Source organism: Geomonas limicola, from assembly GCF_014193675.1.
In the GTDB taxonomy this organism is placed as follows: domain Bacteria; phylum Desulfobacterota; class Desulfuromonadia; order Geobacterales; family Geobacteraceae; genus Geomonas; species Geomonas limicola.
The window spans coordinates 1-19,325 of record NZ_BLXZ01000011.1; the positions used below are offsets into that span (position 1 = coordinate 1).

The following is a 19,325-nucleotide window of genomic DNA, read 5'->3' on the forward strand; positions in this document are numbered from 1 at the left end:
CGATTCTAGTTTTGAAACAACTGACTTTTTAAAAACCTACATTGCGTAAATCGTCTACTATTTAGTTTTCAAAGACCAAGCCGCTCGTCGCGACAGACTTGGCAACATACCCGAACCGTTCCAACCTGTCAACAAAAAGTTTCAAGGTTTTTTCGGCGGCCGATCCGTGAGGACCAAGCCAGGGCAGTTATTGAGTTATCGGAGAGCAGTACTGCGAAGCCACACTTTATAGCAGAGGAGTTTTTCACTGTCAATGCTTTTTTGTGGTGCGCTGACAGACGTTGCTGCTTTCAAAGCGCCCCGTTCGTCAGCGGATGGTGGTTATAACAAAGCTTCCTTGAGGCGTCAACGGGTTTATCATTTGTTTTTACCAACTAGGGAGAAATGGCAACGATAGCCCTGAGTTACCGCTCTTAAAAAGATTCGTACCCCGGGATTGCACCCAAAACGGGATGCCGGAGCGGCACTGACTACACTTCACCGCGGAACGTGGTAACGAAATTAGAGCACCTGGAGGGCGGACGTTTCTGCAGCTGCCGCCCCCCTCACCCCTGCCCTCTCCCGGAGGGCGAGAGGGGGCCTTTGGTGGGCAGCCCTAACCACAACGCACGAAGGGGCGATCGAATCGATCGCCCCTTCGTCAACTAATACTACACATCATTCCAAGATCAGGCAAAGCGCACCCGGGCAAACCTGCGCTTGCCGACCTGGATGATGTACTCACCTTTGCAGGCGATTTCCTGGTTCTCGTCCGAGACCTTTTCGCCGTTCACCTTCACGCCGCCGCCCTGAATGGAGCGACGCCCTTCGGAATTCGACTTCACCAACTGGGCCTCTGCCAATACACGACACAGGAGCACCTTCTCTCCTTCCGGGGTCAGGGTGACCTCAGGCATTTCGTCCGGAGTCTGGTTGTCGCGAAAGCGGCTGACGAAATTTTCCTCGGCCTGCGCGCCGGCGGCCTCACCGTGGTAGCGCGTCACGATCTCGCGACCGAGTGCTTTCTTGGCAGCCATCGGGTGCACACTGCCGTCCTTCAGCCCTTCCTTCAGCTTCTCAATTTCGGCGGTGCTCAGGTCACTCAGCAGTTCGTAGTAGCGCAGCATCAGTTGATCCGAGATGGACATGATCTTGCCGAAGATCTCGTCTGCCGGTTCGTTGACCCCGACGTAGTTGCCCAGCGACTTACTCATCTTGTTGACGCCGTCCAGACCTTCCAGAAGCGGCATGGTGATGACGGTCTGGGGAACCTGGCCCCACTCGCGCTGCAACTCACGGCCGACCAGCAGGTTGAACTTCTGGTCGGTACCGCCAAGCTCCACATCCGCCTTGAGCGCGACGGAATCGTACCCCTGCGCCAGCGGGTACATAAACTCGTGAATAGAGATCGGGAGTTGGTTGGCGTAGCGATTGCTGAAATCCTCACGCTCGAGCATGCGTGCCACGGTGTACTTCGAGGCGAGCGCGATCATGTCGGCAGCGGTGAGCTTGCTGAACCACTCGGAGTTGAAGACGACCTTGGTCAACTTGGGATCGAGAATCTTGAAGACCTGCTCTTTGTAGGTCTCGGCATTCTTGAGAACATCTTCGCGGGTGAGTGCCTTGCGGGTCTCGGACTTGCCGGTCGGATCACCGATCATGCCGGTAAAGTCGCCGATCAGGAAGATAACCTCGTGGCCCAGCTTCTGAAACTGACGCATCTTGTGCAAGAGCACAGTATGCCCCAGATGCAAATCCGGCGCGGTGGGATCGAACCCGGCCTTGATCTTGAGCGGTACGCCGGTCTTCACGGATTTTTCGAGCTTCTCTACCAGCTCTTTCTCCACCAGGATCTCGACGGCCCCTCTCTTGATGATCTCCATCTGTTCTGCAACAGTCATCACAACCCTCCAGTATCAGCCTTTAATGACAATAAAGGGGAGCGCCCCGTAAAGGAGCGTCCCCGGTGACTGCCTTGTGCGCGCGATTTGCCTCAGACCGCGATGTTGATCCTTTCGATTTTCAAAGCCAAGCCGGTCTTTTCATCCACCTCGATCACCACGCCATTGACCCGGATGTCCTTCTTGGCGACTTCGAACTTGGCAGGGCGCTGGGTGACGAATTTCTCGATGGCGTCTTCCTTGCGGACACCGATCACCGAGTCGAAGGAACCAGTCATCCCGGCATCGGTCAGGTAGGCGGTTCCGGCGGTGAGGATCCGCTCGTCGGCAGTCTGCACGTGGGTGTGGGTGCCGACCACGGCGCTCACCCGGCCGTCCAGGTACCAGCCCAGCGCCACCTTCTCGGAAGTCGCCTCTGCATGAAAGTCGACAAAGACAATCGGGGTCTCTTCCTTGAGCTTCGCGATCTCGCGGTCGGCGCAGCGGAACGGACACTCTAGGTTGTTCATGAAGACCCGCCCCTCGAGGTTGAGGATGCCCACCTTGACACCACCTGGAGTACTGACGATGGTGGCGCCGCGCCCCGGCGTCCCTTCAGGGTAGTTAGCCGGGCGTACGATGCGCTCCTCGCGCTTGATGTAGTCGAGCGCGTCCTTCTTGTCCCAGATATGGTTCCCGGAGGTGAGCACTTGGATGCCGCACTTGAAAAGGTCCTGCGCAGTCTCCTGGGTGAGTCCAAAACCTCCCGCAGCGTTCTCGCCGTTGGCGATCACCAGGTCGACGTAGTGCCGGTCCACGATGCGGTGCAGTTCGCGGGAGAGCGCCTCGCGCCCCGGCTTGCCGATGATGTCGCCTATGAACAGCAGCTTAACGGGCATATTCGGTCGCTCTGGTCTCGCGGATCACGTTGACCTTGATCTGGCCCGGGTAGGTCATCTCGTTCTCGATCTTCTTGGCGATGTCTTTAGCAAGCAGCAGCGCGCGGTCGTCGGAGACCAGGTCGCTCGACACCATGACGCGGATCTCGCGGCCCGCCTGGATGGCAAAGGAGTTCACCACGCCGTCGAACGAGGTGGCGATGCGCTCCAGGTCGTCGAGACGCTTCACGTAGGTCTCCATCATCTCGCGACGGGCACCGGGGCGAGCACCGGAGAGGGCGTCGGCCGCCTGCACCAGCACCGCCAGCACGCTGGCCGGCTTCTCGTCCTCGTGGTGTGCCATGATCGCGTGCACGATTTTCGGGGACTCGCCGTACTTCTTCGCGATGTCGGCACCGATGACCGCGTGGGAGCCTTCGATCTCGTGGTCGACCGCCTTGCCCAGGTCGTGCAAGAGGCCGGCACGCTTCGCCTGCTTCACGTTGATGCCGAGCTCCGCCGCCATGATGCCGCAGAGGAAAGCAACCTCCAGCGAATGCTGGTAGACGTTCTGGCTGTACGAAGTGCGGTACTTGAGACGGCCGATCAGTTTCAGGATCTCCGGGTGGATGCCATGCACGCCCAGGTCGAAGGCAGCCTGGTCGCCGGCTTCCTTCATGGCCTGGTCGATCTCTTCCTGGCTCTTGGCCACGACCTCTTCGATACGGCCCGGGTGAATGCGGCCGTCGGCGATGAGTTTCTGCAGCGAAAGCTTGGCGACCTCGCGGCGCACCGGGTTGAAGCCGGAGAGGATGACCGCTTCCGGAGTGTCGTCGATGATCAGGTCGATGCCGGTGGCAGCCTCCAGCGCGCGGATGTTGCGCCCTTCGCGACCGATGATGCGCCCCTTCATCTCGTCGGACGGGAGGGTGACCACCGAGACGCTGCGCTCCGCCACGTACTCGCCGGCGTAGCGTTGAATGGCCAGAGCCAGGATCTCCTTCGACTTCTTGTCGGCGGTCTCGCGGGCCTCTTCTTCCATGGCCTTGATGATCTTGGCCGCGTCCAGCTTGGCCTCGTCCTCCATGGCGTCCATCAGCACCTTCTTCGCCTCGGCCGAGGTCATGCCCGAGATCTGCTCCAGCCTGGCACGCTGCTCGGTGACCAACTGGTCGATCTGTTCTTCTTTCTGAACCTGGGCCTGCTCCTTTGTGCTGAGCACTTGCTCGCGGGAAGCCAGGGACTGCTCCCTCTTAAGAAACTCAGTATCGCGCTGGTCGAAAAGGTTGGTCTTCTTGTCGAGATTCTCTTCCTTTTGCTGCAGCCGTTTCTCGAGCGCCTGGAGGTCGCGCTTTTTATCGCGGGTTTCCTGCTCGAACTGCTTTTCAAGCTCCTCTTTTGCCTGATATACCGCGTCCTTGGCCTGGATGGCGGCTTCCATTGCCATCACTTCAGTCTGCCGCTTTGCGTCTTCGATCATCTTGGCTGCCAGTTCTTCGGCATTAGTCACCAAGGCCTCAGACGATTTTTTGCGCAGCATGCTGCCTACTACGTAACCTACGCCTCCTGCTATGAGCGCCAGGATTATTGCAATCATTATGCTGTTCGTCACGTGCGTACCTCCTACCCTATATATTGTTATGAACGCGAACCACCTGCTCTTCGGTGACGATCAGATCCATCGTCACATCATGTGGTTCGCCGGCGATCTCCTCGACCAGTTGAAACTGATAACAGAATGCGGCCAGGCGGCCGGTGCCTTCCAGTTGGTGCAGCGCCTTGTCGTAGTACCCTTTGCCGTAGCCGATGCGCCTGCCGGACCGGTCGAAAGCCACACCCGGGACCACGATCAGGTCCGCCTGCCGAGCCTCCCACACCTCGCCCCGCGGTTCCAGGATCCCGAAACGGCCTGGGACCAAGTCTTCAAGGTGGCGCACCCGGCGAAACTCCATCTCGCTCCCCACGACCGCCGGGTAAAGCAGCGTCTTTCCGTCGGCAAGCGCCCGGGTAGCGACCGTGGCGGTTTCCACCTCGTGGTGGATCGGCGAGTAGAGAGCCAATACCTGCGCCCGCCGGTATTCCGAAAGTGCCAGGAAGAGTCGCTGCAGCGCAAGGCCGTGGCAGGCAACCAGGTACGGGGTCAGCTCGCGCCTGCGGGCGAGCGTCGCAGCTCTAAGGGTACGTTTGGGCATAAAAACAACTATTTTCGCGATAAAAAGCAGAAGGGCGGGCGGCAAGGCGCCCAAAGAGACAGGTACTCTGTGAGGGAAGGCAGATTGAGGACGGGTGATGCGTTGACAGTATCGATAGGGCCGCGTTCAAATGAAGCGCCAATTGAACTTTATATCATGCAGCCATTAACCCCAGGACGTAACTTATATTTGTCGTTAGGCTACCTATCAGCAAACGGGAATTCATGCTTTCCTGTTCCACGCTGGTTCTGGCAATGCGTACAACCGTTGGACAACCTGCTATATAATTAATCTCCCGCAAGAGACCTGAAACCTTAATTTTTCTGCCCTTCCAACCGCTCGATGAGACCGGTAAGCCTCTCACGGTTGGTACGTCTTTCTTCCTCGCGCTCTTCCTTAAGTGCCAGGTAGGCCTCAGCTATGTTCAACATGGCCAGGATACTCACGATCTGGGTATCCGCACCGGTGGTTGCAGCACTGGCTTCCGCCAGTTTCTCATTTACCAGAGCCTCGACTTGCGCCACATGCTCAGAACTCGCGGAGCTCTTTACCTGGAGTTCCCTGCCCAGCACTCTGATGCTGTGTGTCGCGATCAAGATGTCAGACCCCTTCCAACCTCTTCAGTATCGCGTCGATGCGGGACTTGAAATCCCCTCTTTCATCGTTGAGACGCTCGTTTTCCCGCTGCAATCTGCCGTTATCGAGCTTCAGCTCATCAAGCGACTGTAACAGCGAACCGATTCGATCTTCCAACTCTATAAAGAGATCCACGCTCATATGATACCTTTTCCGGCAGAATTCTAGTTAATAAACCCGCAAAAGTCAAGGCGTTTATTGGAAAAGCGCCTCTACGAACTGTGCCGGATCGAACTCGCGCAGATCCTCGACAGCCTCGCCGACGCCAATGAAACGGATCGGCAGCGCATATTCGTGGCTCACGGCAACGACGATCCCCCCTTTGGCACTGCCGTCGAGCTTGGTGAGCACCACGCCGGAAACGTCGGCAGCTTCCTTGAAGAGCTTCGCTTGGGAAAGCGCGTTCTGGCCGGTCGCGGCATCGAGTACCAGCAGGGTTTCGTGCGGAGCATCCGGGATCTCGCGCGTGAGTACGCGGCGGATCTTCTTCATCTCCTCCATCAGGTTCACCTTGGTGTGCATCCTCCCGGCGGTGTCGATGATCAGCACGTCACAGCCCCGTGCTGCAGCTGCCTTGCAGGCATCGAAGACCACGGCAGAGGGATCTGCTCCTTCCTTGTGACGCACGATCTCAGCCCCGACGCGGCCTGCCCAGGTCTCCAACTGCTCTGCAGCCGCAGCACGGAAGGTGTCGGCGGCAGCCAGCAGCACGCGTTTTCCCTCTCCCGCATACCGTGAGGCCAGCTTGCCGATGGTGGTAGTCTTGCCCACCCCGTTCACCCCGATAACCAGGATGACGAACGGCTTCTTGTCGGTGACCACCAGCGGCGCGGAGTTCGCCTCGAGGCGGACCAGGATCTCTTCCTTGAGCGCCTGTTTGAGGGCCGCCCCGTCCTGCAGCTCGGCCCGCTTGAGGCGCTGCTCGAGAGTGCGAACCAGGTCAACGGTGGTCTTAACCCCGATGTCGGCGGTTATCAGGATCTCCTCGAGCTCTTCGAGAGTATCGGTGTCGATCTGTTTCTTGCCGAGCAGCAAGGCGTCCATGCGCCCGACGATCGACTCGTGGGTCTTGCTGAGGCTGCGCTTGAGGCGCTCGAAGAAGCTTGGCTTGGCCTGCTCGACTGCGGGGGCCTGCGGGACGGACGATACCCCGGCAGAAGCGGTGGGAGCAACCGGGATAGGTGGTACCGGCGCCACCACGGGGGCAGTAGGCTCGACAGGAGCAACCGGAGAGGCTGGCTGGGCTGCGGAAGTTGCAACCGGTTCCTCAGCCGGAGTTGCCGGTGCTGCAGCTTCTTCAGGGGCAGCGGGCGCGTCCATCTTCTTGAACAGATTGTGCGCCCACTCGCTCGCCGACTGGGTCTCGGCTGGTTCCTGGGGCTCGGTTGACTTCTCGACCTCGGGATCCGGCGGCGCTTCCTTCCCGATACCGAGCTTGCCGAAAAGTCCCTTAAAAAAGCCTTTGTTTTCCTCGGCCATCTAGTAGATCTCCTTTATCAAGAGCCCTGCAGTAGCGCGAAAGCAGTGCAGCGCCACCAGGGGCAGAGCAGAATCTGTCAAGGTCATAACGAGTGCGTAGTCGTCACCGAGAGCACCGACGATCGCGTACTGACGGTCAGTCGCGATGAGTGCCTCGCGCACCGGCCCGGTGTGCAGTTTGGGATGCAGGTCCTTGAGCTGGGCGAGCAGGATGCCCCAGTGAGCTGCAGTCACCTTCATATCGTAGGGGTCGCCAAAGCAGTGTTGCTCGACGGCTTCGCCTTCCCAGTCAGCCAGAATGGCACCACTCGCCCCGGGTACGGCCTCAACCAATTCGGTCAGCAGTCGTTTGAACGGCACGGGTTTCTCCTCGAAACGGCATTACAGATTCATAGCAAAGAAAAACAGAGCGGCAACGAACTTTCTTGTCTGAGCGACAGAAATACTCGCTGAGCATCTGACCACCTTGCCGAGTTGGTGTCGCAAATCGGGTCCAGCGACCTGGCTGCACTAGCTCAGCAGTTAAGGCGCACCGAGACCAGTTTCGAGACGCCGGGCTCTTCCATGGTCACCCCGTACAGCGTGTCGGCGACAGCCATGGTGGCTCGGTTATGGGTGATGATGATGAACTGGGAAACGGCACTCATCTCACGCACCATGTCGTTGAACCTGCCGATGTTGGCGTCGTCCAGCGGTGCGTCGACCTCGTCCAGCAGGCAGAAGGGCGACGGCTTGATCATGAAGATGGAAAAGATGAGCGCGACCGCGGTGAGCGCTTTTTCGCCGCCGGAGAGCAGCGAGACGCTCTGCAGCTTCTTGCCCGGAGGCTGCACTACGATCTCGAGACCGGTGGAGAGCAGGTCCTCTTCGTCGGTGAGCCTCAGCTCCGCCTGGCCACCGCAGAAAAGACGCGGGAAGACCTGCTGGAACTTGGCGTTGACCATCTCAAAGGTCTCCAGGAAACGCTTGCGCGTGGTTCGGTTGATGCGCTGGATTGCCTTCTGCAGCGAGTTCATCGACTCTTCCAGGTCCTGCTTCTGGCTGGAGAGGAATTCGAAGCGCTCCTCGAGCTGCTTGAACTCGTCGATCGCCATGAGGTTCACCTCGCCCATGTCCTCGATCACTTTCTGCAGTTCGGACTGGCGCTTGGTGCGCTCCGGCTCGTCCCATTCCAGCTCGGCGTAGTGATTCAGCGCCTCGGCGATCTCCATACGGTGCTTCTCCTGAAGGGTCTCCTCCAGGTAGCGCAGCTTCATGGCAAGTTCGGAGAGCCTGAGCGTCTTGGTGTTCAACTGGTCGCGCAGCTGTCCGGCTTCGATGCGACCTGTCTTAAGGCGTGCCTCTTCTTCCTGTACAGCAGCCGATTCACCCTCGTACCGGTCACGGACCTCGAGGAGCTTCTGTTCGCTGGCGATCTGCTGGGCAACGATCACCTTGAGCGCCTCTTCGCCTTCCTCGATCGCGGCGGCAAGCCTACTGCGCTCGTCTCCAGACCCCTGCAGCTCGTTGCTGCGCGAACCGATGCGTGCGGTGAGGTCGTTGCAGAGGTTCTGGACCCGCATGCTGGCTCGCTGGGCGCCCTCCCCCTTTTCCCGCAGGGCCGCGACACGGACCTTGAGTGAGGTCACCAGTTCTCGGGCCTCCTCCATCTCGAAACGGGAGCCCTGCAGGCGCGACTGCAGCGCCTCGACGCTTTTCTCCAGCTGGATTTTGCGCTCTTCGGCCGCCGCCTTCTTGGCATCGGCCCGGGCAAGTTCACTCTCGACCAGCGCCTTCTCCTCGGCGAGTTGCTCCTCCTCCATCTCGCGCACCGCGGCGTTCTCTTCGACACGCCTGCACTCGGCCGAGGCCGTCTGGAGGTCCTTCTCGGCGGTAGTGATCCGGATCTCCAGGCGATGCAGTTCCTGCCTGAGATCCTGGCGCTCCGCCTCTGCCTGGACGATCTCCTCGCGCCGTGTCTCCCGCTTCCTGGTGAGCTCTTCCACCTGGGACCCGAGCTTCTCGACGTCACTGGTGAGGCTCTTGATCTCCCGTTTCTTGTGGATGATGCCGGACTGCTCGGCTTCGCTTGAGCCGCCATGTACGATCCCCCCCGAGTGGACCAGGTCCCCCTCGCGGGTCACGAAGGTGCAGCGCGGATACAGGGAGGCGAGGCTCACGGCATGCGGCAGGTCGCGAGCCAGGAAGGCGCCGGAAAGCAGGGGAGCAACCAGGTGCCGGAAAGAGTCGGCTATGGTGACACCCGAGGCGAGTGCTGGTACATCAGAGGGGGCCTCATCCGGCGCGTCCTGACAGGGCGGCGCGGTGACGAAGCTGCAGCGCCCGCCGGAGCGGGTCTTCAGGTGGGAGACCGCGTGCAAGGCAACGTCGGCGGTGCCACAAAGAAGATACTGCAGCCGCTCGCCGAGCACCGCCTCCAGAGGCACCTCGTACTCTTCCTGGACCTCGAGGGCGTCGGCCAACATGGTGAAGGCGCCGTTCTTGAACGGATCCGCCAGAAGGAGGTTGCGCACCCCCTGGCCGTAACCGGCGAACTGGGCCTCCAATTCCTGCAGTGACTTCAGGCGCGATGCGGCACCGGAGAGCTGATCCCGGCTTTGCTGCAGGGCCTTTTCGCCGGCCTCCTGTTCCTGCTTCAGGTGGGCTTCCCGGGCCGTGGCCAGGGTGAGCTCTTCGCTGGTCTGTTCCTTGGTATCCCGCAGCGACTGCAGCTCTATTCTGAGCGCCTCGACCTTCTGGTTCGCCTCGGCCAGGCGTTCGGCAAGCAAGATCCGGTCTCGGGAACTCGCCGCCAGGCGCTCCCCGATCGCAGTGAGCCGCTTGGCGGCAGCCTGGTGCTGGTTACCAGCCTGGGCGCCTTCGGAAAGAACCGCAAAGAGCGAGCGACGTACCTCGTCCAGTTCACGGGTGACACCTGCCTCAACGGCAGCCATCTCTTCCAGAAGCGACTCGCGGTGTTCCAGGTTCTCTTCCTCCCGGGCGATCTCTTCGAGGAAGGCTCCCCGCTGTACGGCAAGCGTCTCGAGCTCGCGCTGCGAGGCAGCCAACTGGTCCTTGAGCCCCTGCAGTTCTTCCTCGAACCGGGCACCCTGGCGCTCCAGGTTGGCCAACTCCCGGCGCTGGAACTCGAGCTTGTTTTCACCGCCCTGCAGCTCACTTTTCCAGCGGAAAATTTCTTCCTGGGCGGCAGCCAAGAGCCGCTCGGTCTCCGCGAGGGTTACCCGCTTTCCCTCCACGGAGAGCTCTTCGGCCTCGAGTTTCGCGCCAAGGGCAATGTGTTGAGCCTCAAGGTCGGCGATCTGGGTCTCGAGCCCCAGGCGTTCCTGCTGCAAAGAGGCGTACCCTTTGGCCGCAAAGAGGAGCTCGATCTCCTTGAGTTCCTGGCGAACCTCCCGGAAGCGCTCCGCCTTCTTGGCCTGGCGCTGCAGGCCGTTCATCTGGCGTTTGATCTCGGCCACGATGTCGCCGATGCGCAGAAGGTTCTGCTTGGTCGCCTCGATCTTCTTGAGTGCGACCACCTTGCGGGCCTTGAACTTGGTAACGCCGGCGGCCTCCTCGATCAGGAAGCGGCGCTCCTCCGGTTTGGCGTGCAGGATCATGCCTATCTTCCCCTGCTCGATGATCGAGTAGGCGCGGGCACCGATACCGGTGTCCATGAAGAGTTCGGCAACGTCGAGCAGGCGGCAGGGGGTCTTGTTGATCAGGTAATCGCTCTCGCCGTCACGGTAGAGTCGGCGGGTGACCTGGATCTCGGAAAAGTTGAGGTACTTGGCGGGGACACGACCGTCGTCGGTTGAGAAAAAAAGGGAAACCTCGGCCATACCGAGCGGCTTCCGGAATTCGGTGCCGTTGAAGATGATGTCTTCCATCGACTTGCCGCGCAGGTTTTTGGCGGATTGCTCCCCCATGACCCAGCGGATGGCGTCGACGACGTTGGACTTGCCGCAACCGTTGGGCCCGACCACGCCGGTGATCGCCTGGTTGAAGTCGAGGACGACCTTGTCCTGGAAAGACTTGAAACCCAATATTTCGAGTCGCTTGATTCTCACAGTATGCTTGCGATGGATAGGAGCGCTAAACTCCTACACATTCGTTGACTCCTTGGTGATGCAGTGGTATAGAAATTCGCACACGCTTGACACTATGAAGCCTCTACGCTGGACACTACAGGGGAGTGCCACTCATGCCGCAACTGAAGATCACCAAAGCGAACCTGTCGGGGATCACTCTCCCAGGATCCGGGCAGGTCGACTACCACGACACGGAGCTCAAGGGCTTTGGCGTTCGTGCGACCAAGGAAGCATTGACCTTCTTTGTCCGCGCAACCATGCGCGGTACCGGAAAAAAGCCCTTCATCCCTATTGGCCGTTACGGCACTTTCACTCCGGACCAAGCCAGGAGCACCGCCAAGGAATATCTGCAGCGCCTCGACAAGGGGGAAAACCCACATCCGAAGGCCCAGATACAGCGGCAGATCATAACCGTAAAAGACCTGTACAGTCAATATTTAAGCGCCCGGAAGACGCCCGTGGCAAAATCCACCGCTTACCAGTACGAAGCGTGGATCAACAACCATTTTAAGGACTGGCTGACACTACCGGCGGACACTATCACCGGGACGATGGTGATCGAGCGCCTGGGGAGGATCGAAAAGAGGAGTGGATCGGTGCAGGGCGCCAATGCTATCAAGCTTCTGAAGGGGCTTTTCCGTTTCGGGATAGCACTGTACCCGGGTGTAATCACCTTCAATCCTGTTGACGCGGTAAAGGAGATCCGCGGCCGGGGATGGACTAAGAAGACCCGGCGCAAGACCTACATAACCCCGGAGGACTTCCCCGCCTGGTACAAGGCCGTCGACGAGTACGATAACCCGAAGGGGCGTGACTTCATCCTTCTGCTGCTTTACACAGGCCTTCGTCGCGGCGAGGCGTCAGTGCTCAAATGGTCAGATCTGGACCTGCAGAACAAGACCTTCACCTTTACCCCAGAGAAGAAGCGCGGGGAGAAGCCGGAAGATGACCAGGTTACCATGCCCATGTCAAAGCAGCTGCACCAGCTCCTGGTGAAGCGCCTTGCGGCTGGATGGGAAAGCGAGTTCATTTTCCCGGGCCGCGGGATGAATCCCCACATCACCAATCCAGACCCCTGGAAGCGCGACATAATCCAGGCGAGCGGGGTCAACTTCTGTTTCCACGACTTGCGGCGAACATTCATCACAGTCGCCGAGTCCCTCGATATCTCGCACTATGCTCTGAAGGCCTTGCTAAACCATAGCCTAGGAAACGACGTTACCGGCGGTTACATTATGATGACGCCGGAAAGGCTCAGAGAACCAACGCAAAAAGTGGTGAACAAAATCATGGAACTGGCCGAGGTTGGAATTGGCATTAGCCGGGAAAATGTCACTTAAGAGACCTGCTACGATTCAGAGGCTTTTTTTGCCCGCCTCATTCTGACGGCTTCTTCATATATATTTGACCAAAACACTTTTTTTTCTTCCCCAAGAGCGGCAACTCTTTTCTCATATTCAGCTTCCGACTCGCCCTTTTTCCTGGGATTTTCTTGCCGGAAGGTCCTCAGCAGTATGTCTTCGACAAGTTCACGAGACTCCTCTTCAGAAAGCCAACATTTATCCTCATCATCCCCCCTTAACCACGCTACTGAGGTTTCAAAATAAGTGGCAAGTTTTTCAAGGCTCACCTGAGACGGCTCAGAAATGCCGTGCAGATACCTTTCCACGCTCGTTGGATTTATCCCCGTTTTCTTGCAAAACAAATACTTTGTAACCCCTTTATCTTCAAACTCCCTCCTCAGCAATTCTACAACTCGAGGATAGGTCTTCCCCATAGAGGGCCTCCTGCCAATTATTTTATTGACACCTACCATACAACTGTATAACATGCAATGCCATACAACAGTATAATACTAAAAGGCTGTGCAAATACTTTGCGTGAACAGGGAGGAAACTATGGCTCAAGAGAGGTACTTAGGTACAGGTGACTGCCAGTCCCTTCAAACGGCGGACCGGCTCCTAACGGTTCAACAGGTGGCGAATATCATAGGCCAGAAAGTGAACACTCTCAACCGTGCAAGGCTCACCGGCGCACCAGCTCCTCCCTTTATCAAGGTGGGGGCAAGTGTTCGATACAAACTCTCTTCTGTCATGAATTGGATCGCTGCCCAGACCGAACACCAGAGCACTAGTGAGGCTGCAGTACGTAAGGGCTAGATGTCGGGAAATCGTTACCAGCAACCCACTTTAAGGAGAATGTAAATGACATGGGGAGAATTAAACAGCCAGGAGCGTGCAATTCTTGTACTGGTTCGGAAACTGGAGCCTCAAACCGTTCTTGACGTTATGGAGCAGGCCCTTATGGAATCGCCATTTGAGCCGCACCTGGTGAAGCTGCGCGATATCGCCGCTCGGCGGGTCCCTAAGTTTACGGCATAGGCGTTTTGGACTATGTGTTGTCTTGAAAAAAACCGGGTCTCCAAGGCTTATACCTCACAGGAGGATTATTCATGCAATTTTTAAACAGAAAAGAGGATCTGGCAGCTTGCCTGGATGAAATCGCAAAAATGTGTGAGTCCCTAACATACAACGAGCGAGTTTCTACCATTGAGCAGTCAGCTGCCAACGTCGCAAAAAAGGGCATAGCCGCGCTGTACATTTTTATAAGTGCTGTTTTCCAATTCGATTTGAGGTTGACCGAAGATTTTCTAATGGACCGCTACCCCAATCACTACTCCAAGCACCGCAGCCTCAAGGCTTTGGTCCCATCTGCTCCCTATTCCGGAGCCTCAGGTTTTTAGGCGCATACCGTCTTGAGAAACGCGAGGGGGCTCTGGTGATGTTTCAGGATTTGGACGAAATGGAAGCGCTTTCTAGCCCTGGTTCTGTGGGTGTTGGTCAAAAGCTGGAGGAGGTCGACTATTTGTGGCGTCAGATTCTACATGGAACACCAAGTAGCACCTCTTTACTTTCTCGGGTTAAGGGCCTTATCGAAAGCAGAGCCGCTGCTATTCCATGTCTAGGCCCCAGCGAGGTGCTCCAAGCTCCGGTGATTAACATTATAAACCAATACGGCAAAGTGCTTTCCGTAACTTCTGGTGTCTTTGATGCAGATGCTACTGAAGAGGTGCTAAGGCTTGGAATGCTCCTGTTGGAATTGGATATTGCTTTTGATGTTTTCTTAAAAACTATCATTCCGGCAAATATCACAAATCTATTAACTCAGTACCAAAAAAATAGTGATAAAGACAGGGCGAAGAGTGCGGCTAAAGCTAGATATGTTTCTCTCGACAACTTCAAAAAGAACATTGAACTTCTTGTTGACTGGAAGCTAACTGTAGATCAAAGCATTGACCATTTAAGCATGGTGAACCAAATAGAAAATTTCTCCAATGATGACGGTAAGTTTCCTTATTTAAATCTCCCCTACCTGAGACAAGGTGAGCCCAGCTCTGCGAGGGGGGTGATCCTAACCGTTGTGAAAAAGGTCTACCTGGAACGTGGCTTGGCTCACATGATAAAAGGCAGAAAGCGCGAGACAGCGCTCCTCGGGTAGTTATGCCATGCTTAGCACAACCCAAGTTATCCCGGCACAACTCGGGTTATGCCGGGATAGGCAGTCTTCTTTTTTTCGCGAAAATCAGTATCTTACTTCAAAAGCTAAACAAAATCCTTCTAAGGAGAAATGCGATGGCAATTATCACCTCTCTTCCCAATTTGACCTCCACCAGAGAACTTGATCTTGAGATTGAGTCCTTTCAGAGACACATCGAAAAGCTGAAAGCGCTGCGCGCAAGGCTTGCGCAAGAGGAACGCCAGGCTGGCAAAACTGCTACCGAGAAATAACAAGATCTCACAAGGAGCCTCTCTCATGAACGAAAAGAAGCGTGAACTGGCCCAGGCAAAGGTGGATCTTGCTGAGGCCCAGAAAAAGCTGTCCCAAACCATGGAAAGTCGCGAATCTCTTTTTTCAAGAAAAGGCGACTTCGCTTCTAAGCTTGCAGACCTCGAGGCTGAAATCTCTGAGGTTGAAACCAGAGCGAGCTCCGCAATAACGCAGTATGCCCGCGGGGAAATCTCCGAAGGAGACCATAACGAGATACAGGCAACGCTAGAAATGCTCAGGGAGAGAAAGAAAACGATGGCCGCCGCAATTCAAGTCTTGGCCGCAAATATCCAGTCCGCTACTACGACTGAGTCCGGGGATCGGGAGCGTGTCCAGAGGTTAAAAGAGAGCGCATACCACCTGGTCATGGCAATTGAGGCCGGGAAACTTGCCCCGGCTCTTCGGAGAACCTATGCCGCCTACCTTGAGGCCTTTGGACATGGTTATGGCGTAACACCGACCATAACTGATTTCATGGAGCGTCTCCGGACCCTCGGCGCGGGTGTTCATCTTGACCAGTTGGCTCCGTTCAAGGATCAGCTCTCTCAGGAATACTTCAAATAGTTTACGCCAAAGCTAAATAGGGGGGGCAATGGAACAAGCCAATAGTCAAGACATGCAGAGCAGCGAAAAGCAATACAGGATCATCAACGGTGTTATTCAGACTTCCAATGATTTCAGGAAGCCTGCGTTAAAGCCGGGGGATATCGTCACCCTTGACTTGGTCACTGCCAGAGCGTTTCTCGCCAGTGACGCAATTGAGGTGCTGGATGGCGATGAAATGCTTTCTGATGCGGGGGATCTTGAATCTCAGGCGGCTGAGCTTGAAAACCAGGCAAAAGGGCTTAGGACGCAGGCCGCCAACGTTCGGCAGGATGTAGCGCGGACTAAAGCCAGCGCTAAAAAGGAACTCCTGGGCCTTTAGCAATATGCTTTCCTGTATCCCTCTCTACTCTTCCAGATAGAGAGGGATGCTGCTCATGAATCCCGAGAAGAGGAACGCCATAGGGATCATGAGGCTCCCTTATAGGGGAGCGCTCCAATGGCGGTCCAGGGGCTAAGTCCCCTCCGAGACCCGGGCTATGTGCCTCTAAGGAGGGGAATCCTAGCAAAGGAGTCACCGAATGAACTTCAACAGTGTGCTGCGCGGGCCGTGGATGATTTCACCGTACCTGCTTGATGAGATACTGTCGGCCTATTCATCGTTTTTAGATGGCGATGGTTTCGAAAGCAATGCCGTAATATCCCACACCGGCAAGCAACTCTTTAGCGGCGACAAGCTGTATGAGGTAGTAAATGGGACGGCCATTATCCCCGTGCATGGTCTGATCATCCCGCGCATGAACCTATTTGGGAGAATATTAGGAGCGACTTCGGCGGAGGCGATCCAGTTGCGGTTTCGGGAAGCTCTTTACGACCCGCGCGTCGAAAAGATCTTGCTGCATATCGACTCTCCAGGGGGAGCCGCTCCTGGCACCTTCGAGCTCGCAGAATTCATTTTCCGTAGCCGCGGTGAGAAGCCCACCACTGCTTGGACTGATGGCCAAATGTCCTCAGCTGCCTACCTAATCTCCTCGGCAGCCGAGAAACGCTTTGTATCCAGCGAGGCGGCTAACATTGGTTCTATCGGGGTCATTACCAGACACCGCGATCTTTCGGCCAGGGAAGCAAACTCTGGAGTAAAAACCTCCGTGCTCACCGCCGGCCGTTATAAAGGAACAGGGCACCCACACGCTCCCCTCTCCAACGCTGACAAAGAAATCCTCCAAGCGCGGCTAGATCATATCTATACGGCCTTGATCAATACCGTAGCACGCAATCTCAAGCTCTCAGCAGAAAAGGTAGCGACCGAATTGGCAGATGGCCGTGAATTCCTTGGTTCTCAAGGGATAATGGCTGGTTTGGCCGACGGAATGTGTACGAAAGATGAGCTTTGCAAACAGGGCAATGGGGGTGAATACCAGAAGATATCGGCCTCTTTAGTCCAAAGATCTCGAATCGCCATTTGTAAGATGTTGGAATTAAGACCCCGCACCGTTACGAGCTCCCTGCCGGTAAGGCAAGTAGCCTCCAGCCCCCAAGTTAACCCATACGTTGAGGCAATGGTGGCCTTTGCCAGGAGTCTTGGGCGTGCCTGAACACGGGACAAGGAGCTACGGTATGAGTGCTGTAGAAGATGGACCAGTTACCTTCTCTTCTGGCTCGAATGGGGAACTCATAATCTTTGATGCCTCAACCTCAGTAACACCAGCAGATGCTCCCCCCCCCTAGCAGACATAACATCAGGAGGACGTGATTATGGCCGACGCCGAAAAGAAAGTTCTGTTTTCCATTGATGCCAAGCTGGACGGTCTGGCCAAGACCCTGCAGGACGGCCGCAGCATGACCAAGGACTCAGTGTCTGCCATGTCCAGCAGTTTCAACGAGCTCGGTGGCGGCATCGTTAAGCTGACGTCTCTTACCGGCGTACTCACCGGAATTTTGGCCGGCGGGGTCTTCAAGGGAATCATCTCTGAGACAACCGGATGGATCGGAGAGGTCACCAAGCTTTCGCGGGTTTTGGGCACTACCGCTCAGCAGTCCTCGGAGCTCAACGTAGCGCTGCGCACCCTTGGTATCGATTCAGACGTAGTAACCGGTGCGGCGCTCCGCCTGGCCAAGAGCATAGGAAAGGACGGCGGTGAGGCAATCAAAGACCTTGGCGTCAGTATCACCGACAGCAACGGCCAGCTGCGCTCCTCAATCGAAATCATGGGTGATGTTAACGGCAGACTGGGCTCCATGCACAGCGCCCTGGAGCGCAACATTGCCGGCCAAAAAGTCTACGGCAAGGGTTGGGCCGAGGCGCAGCAAACCCTCAGGCTGACCGCTGCGGAACTTATTGCGGCAAAAGAGCGCGCCGAGCAGTTGCACCTTGTCGTAGGCGGTGATGGCCAGCTCCAGGTCAAAGAGTACAAGCGTCACATGAACGAGCTAAAGCTGGTGTCAACCAGTCTTGCAGTACAGATTGGGAATGAACTGCTTCCGGAACTGGTGCGGCTTGGTGCCCAGTTTGGCAATGTGGCTGTAAAAGGCGTCCATCCCTTTGTTCTCTTAATGCACGACGTTGAAGCGATCGTTCGACTTTCGGGTGCGTCTCTAGATCGTTTTGGGGCGAGTCTAGCTACTGCCATGTCTCTGACCGTCGGTGGGAAATTCACCCAGGGGGGAAGGTGGTGGCAAGGTATTGCCGCGGATCTTGAAGGGCGAGCGCAGTCGCAAGAGAATTCGCTTCAAACCCTCGCTTATAGTGAGGTTGGTCTTGATTCCAAAGGGAATCGGGTCTCTGTTTTAAATCCTGGTGGCGGAGGAGACCCTGGCACCACCACCTCCACTGAAAAGAAAAACTACACCGTGGATGCCCCCGGTTTCATGAACTGGCGGCGCCGGCAGGAAGACGAGAAGGAGGAGCTTGACTGGCTGACCCAGCGCAATAAGGAGTTGGAACAGGCGCAGGCCGAGCTGGCCAAAATTGAAGGCGAGATGCGCCTTGACGAGGTCGAGAATGGCCTGATGAAATCCGACGGCTACTTAAACGCCATCGGGCGCATGTCTGATAGTCAGCAGGCAGCTTTCGACCAAACATCGATGCGTTCCACCTGGGCGGCTGCCAACCAGACCTCTGATCAAAATGCGCAAAAGGCCGAGTCTCGCTTTAGATTGCAAACCGAGGGTGGCAACTCCGAGCTGCAACGCCTCGATGAGGAACGCGAGGCAGCTATCCGCAACTGGGCTATGATGACCAATTCCTTCGAGGAGTACGAAAAGCGCAAAGCCACCATTCAGGAGCTGTACTCCCAGAAGCGAAAGCAAATAGAAAGTCAGCAGAATAAAGAGCTTGGCGCTTTGCAGGGCGCTGCATTCCAGCAGGGCATTGGCCTGATCAACATGTTTGCAGGGAAATCGAAGGTTGCGGCTTTGGCAAGCCTGGGGCTTCAAAAGGGCCTAGCCATTGGCGAGACGTGGGTATCGACCAAGGCTGCAGAAATGAGGGCCATGGCTGAACTCGGTCCCATTGCCGGCCCCCCGGCCGCTACAGCGATTAATACCTGGGGCATGATCAACATGGGGTTGATTGCAGCCACGGGCTTAGTTGAAGGCGTAATGGGCATGGGGGGATCTGGAGGCGGCTCTGGGGGTGGTTCTTATAATACCAACCCATCTTCAAACGTGGTTACCCAACAGTCAGCGGGGCAGACCTCTCAGCAAGGCACCGTGACTATCAATATTGCGAGCGTCTATGGCAATAAAGAGGTGCTCGAGAAGTGGTTTGAGGAAGAGTTGGCCCCAATAATTAGCCAGGCAGGATCAAGAGGCGTCACACTCAACATGTAGTCACTTAAC

Annotated in this window: 18 protein-coding genes; 8 read left to right on the plus strand and 10 right to left on the minus strand. The window is 56.7% G+C overall.

The window, feature by feature from the left end:
- Positions 1–668: 668 nt before the first annotated feature.
- The 9 genes from tyrS to smc all read right to left on the minus strand — a co-directional run bounded on the left by tyrS (position 669) and on the right by smc (position 11,093).
- Positions 669–1,880 (minus strand): tyrosine--tRNA ligase, encoded by a 1,212-nt coding sequence (gene tyrS, locus H7688_RS20885; RefSeq protein WP_183363215.1) that lies wholly within the window; start codon positions 1,878–1,880, stop codon positions 669–671.
- A gap of 92 nt (positions 1,881–1,972) precedes the next feature.
- Complete coding sequence (locus H7688_RS20890) at positions 1,973–2,758, minus strand: TIGR00282 family metallophosphoesterase (protein WP_183363216.1); 786 nt, start codon at positions 2,756–2,758, stop codon at positions 1,973–1,975.
- Positions 2,748–4,334, minus strand: a complete 1,587-nt coding sequence (rny, locus tag H7688_RS20895) for a ribonuclease Y (protein WP_183363357.1) — start codon at positions 4,332–4,334, stop codon at positions 2,748–2,750. Before rny ends, H7688_RS20890 begins: the two co-directional genes overlap by 11 nt.
- Positions 4,335–4,365: 31 nt before the next feature.
- Positions 4,366–4,929 carry a 5-formyltetrahydrofolate cyclo-ligase gene (locus H7688_RS20900; protein ID WP_183363217.1) on the minus strand — a complete coding sequence of 188 codons (564 nt, stop codon included), beginning with the start codon at positions 4,927–4,929 and terminating at the stop codon, positions 4,366–4,368.
- Between the two features lie 314 nt (positions 4,930–5,243).
- Positions 5,244–5,501, minus strand: coding sequence for a cell division protein ZapA (locus H7688_RS20905; RefSeq protein ID WP_281379525.1), 258 nt, complete (start codon positions 5,499–5,501; stop codon positions 5,244–5,246).
- 28 nt (positions 5,502–5,529) lie between these two features.
- A complete protein-coding gene (locus H7688_RS20910; RefSeq protein ID WP_246329915.1) occupies positions 5,530–5,682 on the minus strand; it encodes a hypothetical protein in 153 nt (50 codons plus the stop codon).
- Between the two features lie 78 nt (positions 5,683–5,760).
- Positions 5,761–7,044: a signal recognition particle-docking protein FtsY gene (gene ftsY, locus H7688_RS20915; RefSeq protein ID WP_183363220.1), complete on the minus strand. Its 1,284-nt coding sequence runs from the start codon at positions 7,042–7,044 to the stop codon at positions 5,761–5,763.
- The gene (locus H7688_RS20920) at positions 7,045–7,404 is read right to left on the minus strand and encodes a roadblock/LC7 domain-containing protein (RefSeq protein WP_183363221.1); all 360 of its coding nucleotides are present in this window, start codon (positions 7,402–7,404) and stop codon (positions 7,045–7,047) included. It abuts the gene before it with no gap.
- Between the two features lie 155 nt (positions 7,405–7,559).
- Entirely contained in the window at positions 7,560–11,093 is a 3,534-nt protein-coding gene (gene smc / locus H7688_RS20925) for a chromosome segregation protein SMC (RefSeq protein ID WP_183363222.1), read from the minus strand.
- 134 nt (positions 11,094–11,227) lie between these two features.
- Here smc and H7688_RS20930 point away from each other — a divergent pair, with 134 nt between their 5' ends.
- On the plus strand, positions 11,228–12,454 hold the full coding sequence (locus H7688_RS20930; protein WP_183356801.1) for a tyrosine-type recombinase/integrase: 1,227 nt from the start codon (positions 11,228–11,230) through the stop codon (positions 12,452–12,454).
- An 8-nt stretch (positions 12,455–12,462) separates the two neighbouring features.
- On the opposite strand, the gene H7688_RS20935 is transcribed toward H7688_RS20930, so the two are convergent.
- On the minus strand, positions 12,463–12,891 hold the full coding sequence (locus H7688_RS20935) for a helix-turn-helix domain-containing protein (protein WP_183356800.1): 429 nt from the start codon (positions 12,889–12,891) through the stop codon (positions 12,463–12,465).
- Positions 12,892–13,566: 675 nt separating this feature from the next.
- Between H7688_RS20935 and H7688_RS20945 the strand changes: the two genes are divergently transcribed.
- The 7 genes from H7688_RS20945 (at position 13,567) to H7688_RS20975 (ending at position 19,316) form a co-directional block, all read left to right on the plus strand.
- Positions 13,567–13,857 (plus strand): hypothetical protein, encoded by a 291-nt coding sequence (locus tag H7688_RS20945; RefSeq protein WP_183356797.1) that lies wholly within the window; start codon positions 13,567–13,569, stop codon positions 13,855–13,857.
- Between the two features lie 35 nt (positions 13,858–13,892).
- On the plus strand, positions 13,893–14,612 hold the full coding sequence (locus H7688_RS20950; protein WP_183356796.1) for a hypothetical protein: 720 nt from the start codon (positions 13,893–13,895) through the stop codon (positions 14,610–14,612).
- Between the two features lie 134 nt (positions 14,613–14,746).
- Entirely contained in the window at positions 14,747–14,902 is a 156-nt protein-coding gene (locus H7688_RS20955; RefSeq protein ID WP_183356795.1) for a hypothetical protein, read from the plus strand.
- Between the two features lie 25 nt (positions 14,903–14,927).
- A complete protein-coding gene (locus H7688_RS20960) occupies positions 14,928–15,506 on the plus strand; it encodes a hypothetical protein (protein ID WP_183356794.1) in 579 nt (192 codons plus the stop codon).
- A 28-nt stretch (positions 15,507–15,534) separates the two neighbouring features.
- Positions 15,535–15,867: a hypothetical protein gene (locus tag H7688_RS20965; protein ID WP_183356793.1), complete on the plus strand. Its 333-nt coding sequence runs from the start codon at positions 15,535–15,537 to the stop codon at positions 15,865–15,867.
- A 199-nt stretch (positions 15,868–16,066) separates the two neighbouring features.
- Positions 16,067–17,080: a S49 family peptidase gene (locus tag H7688_RS20970; protein ID WP_183356792.1), complete on the plus strand. Its 1,014-nt coding sequence runs from the start codon at positions 16,067–16,069 to the stop codon at positions 17,078–17,080.
- Positions 17,081–17,240: 160 nt separating this feature from the next.
- Positions 17,241–19,316 (plus strand): phage tail tape measure protein, encoded by a 2,076-nt coding sequence (locus H7688_RS20975; RefSeq protein WP_183363223.1) that lies wholly within the window; start codon positions 17,241–17,243, stop codon positions 19,314–19,316.
- Positions 19,317–19,325: the final 9 nt, after the last annotated feature.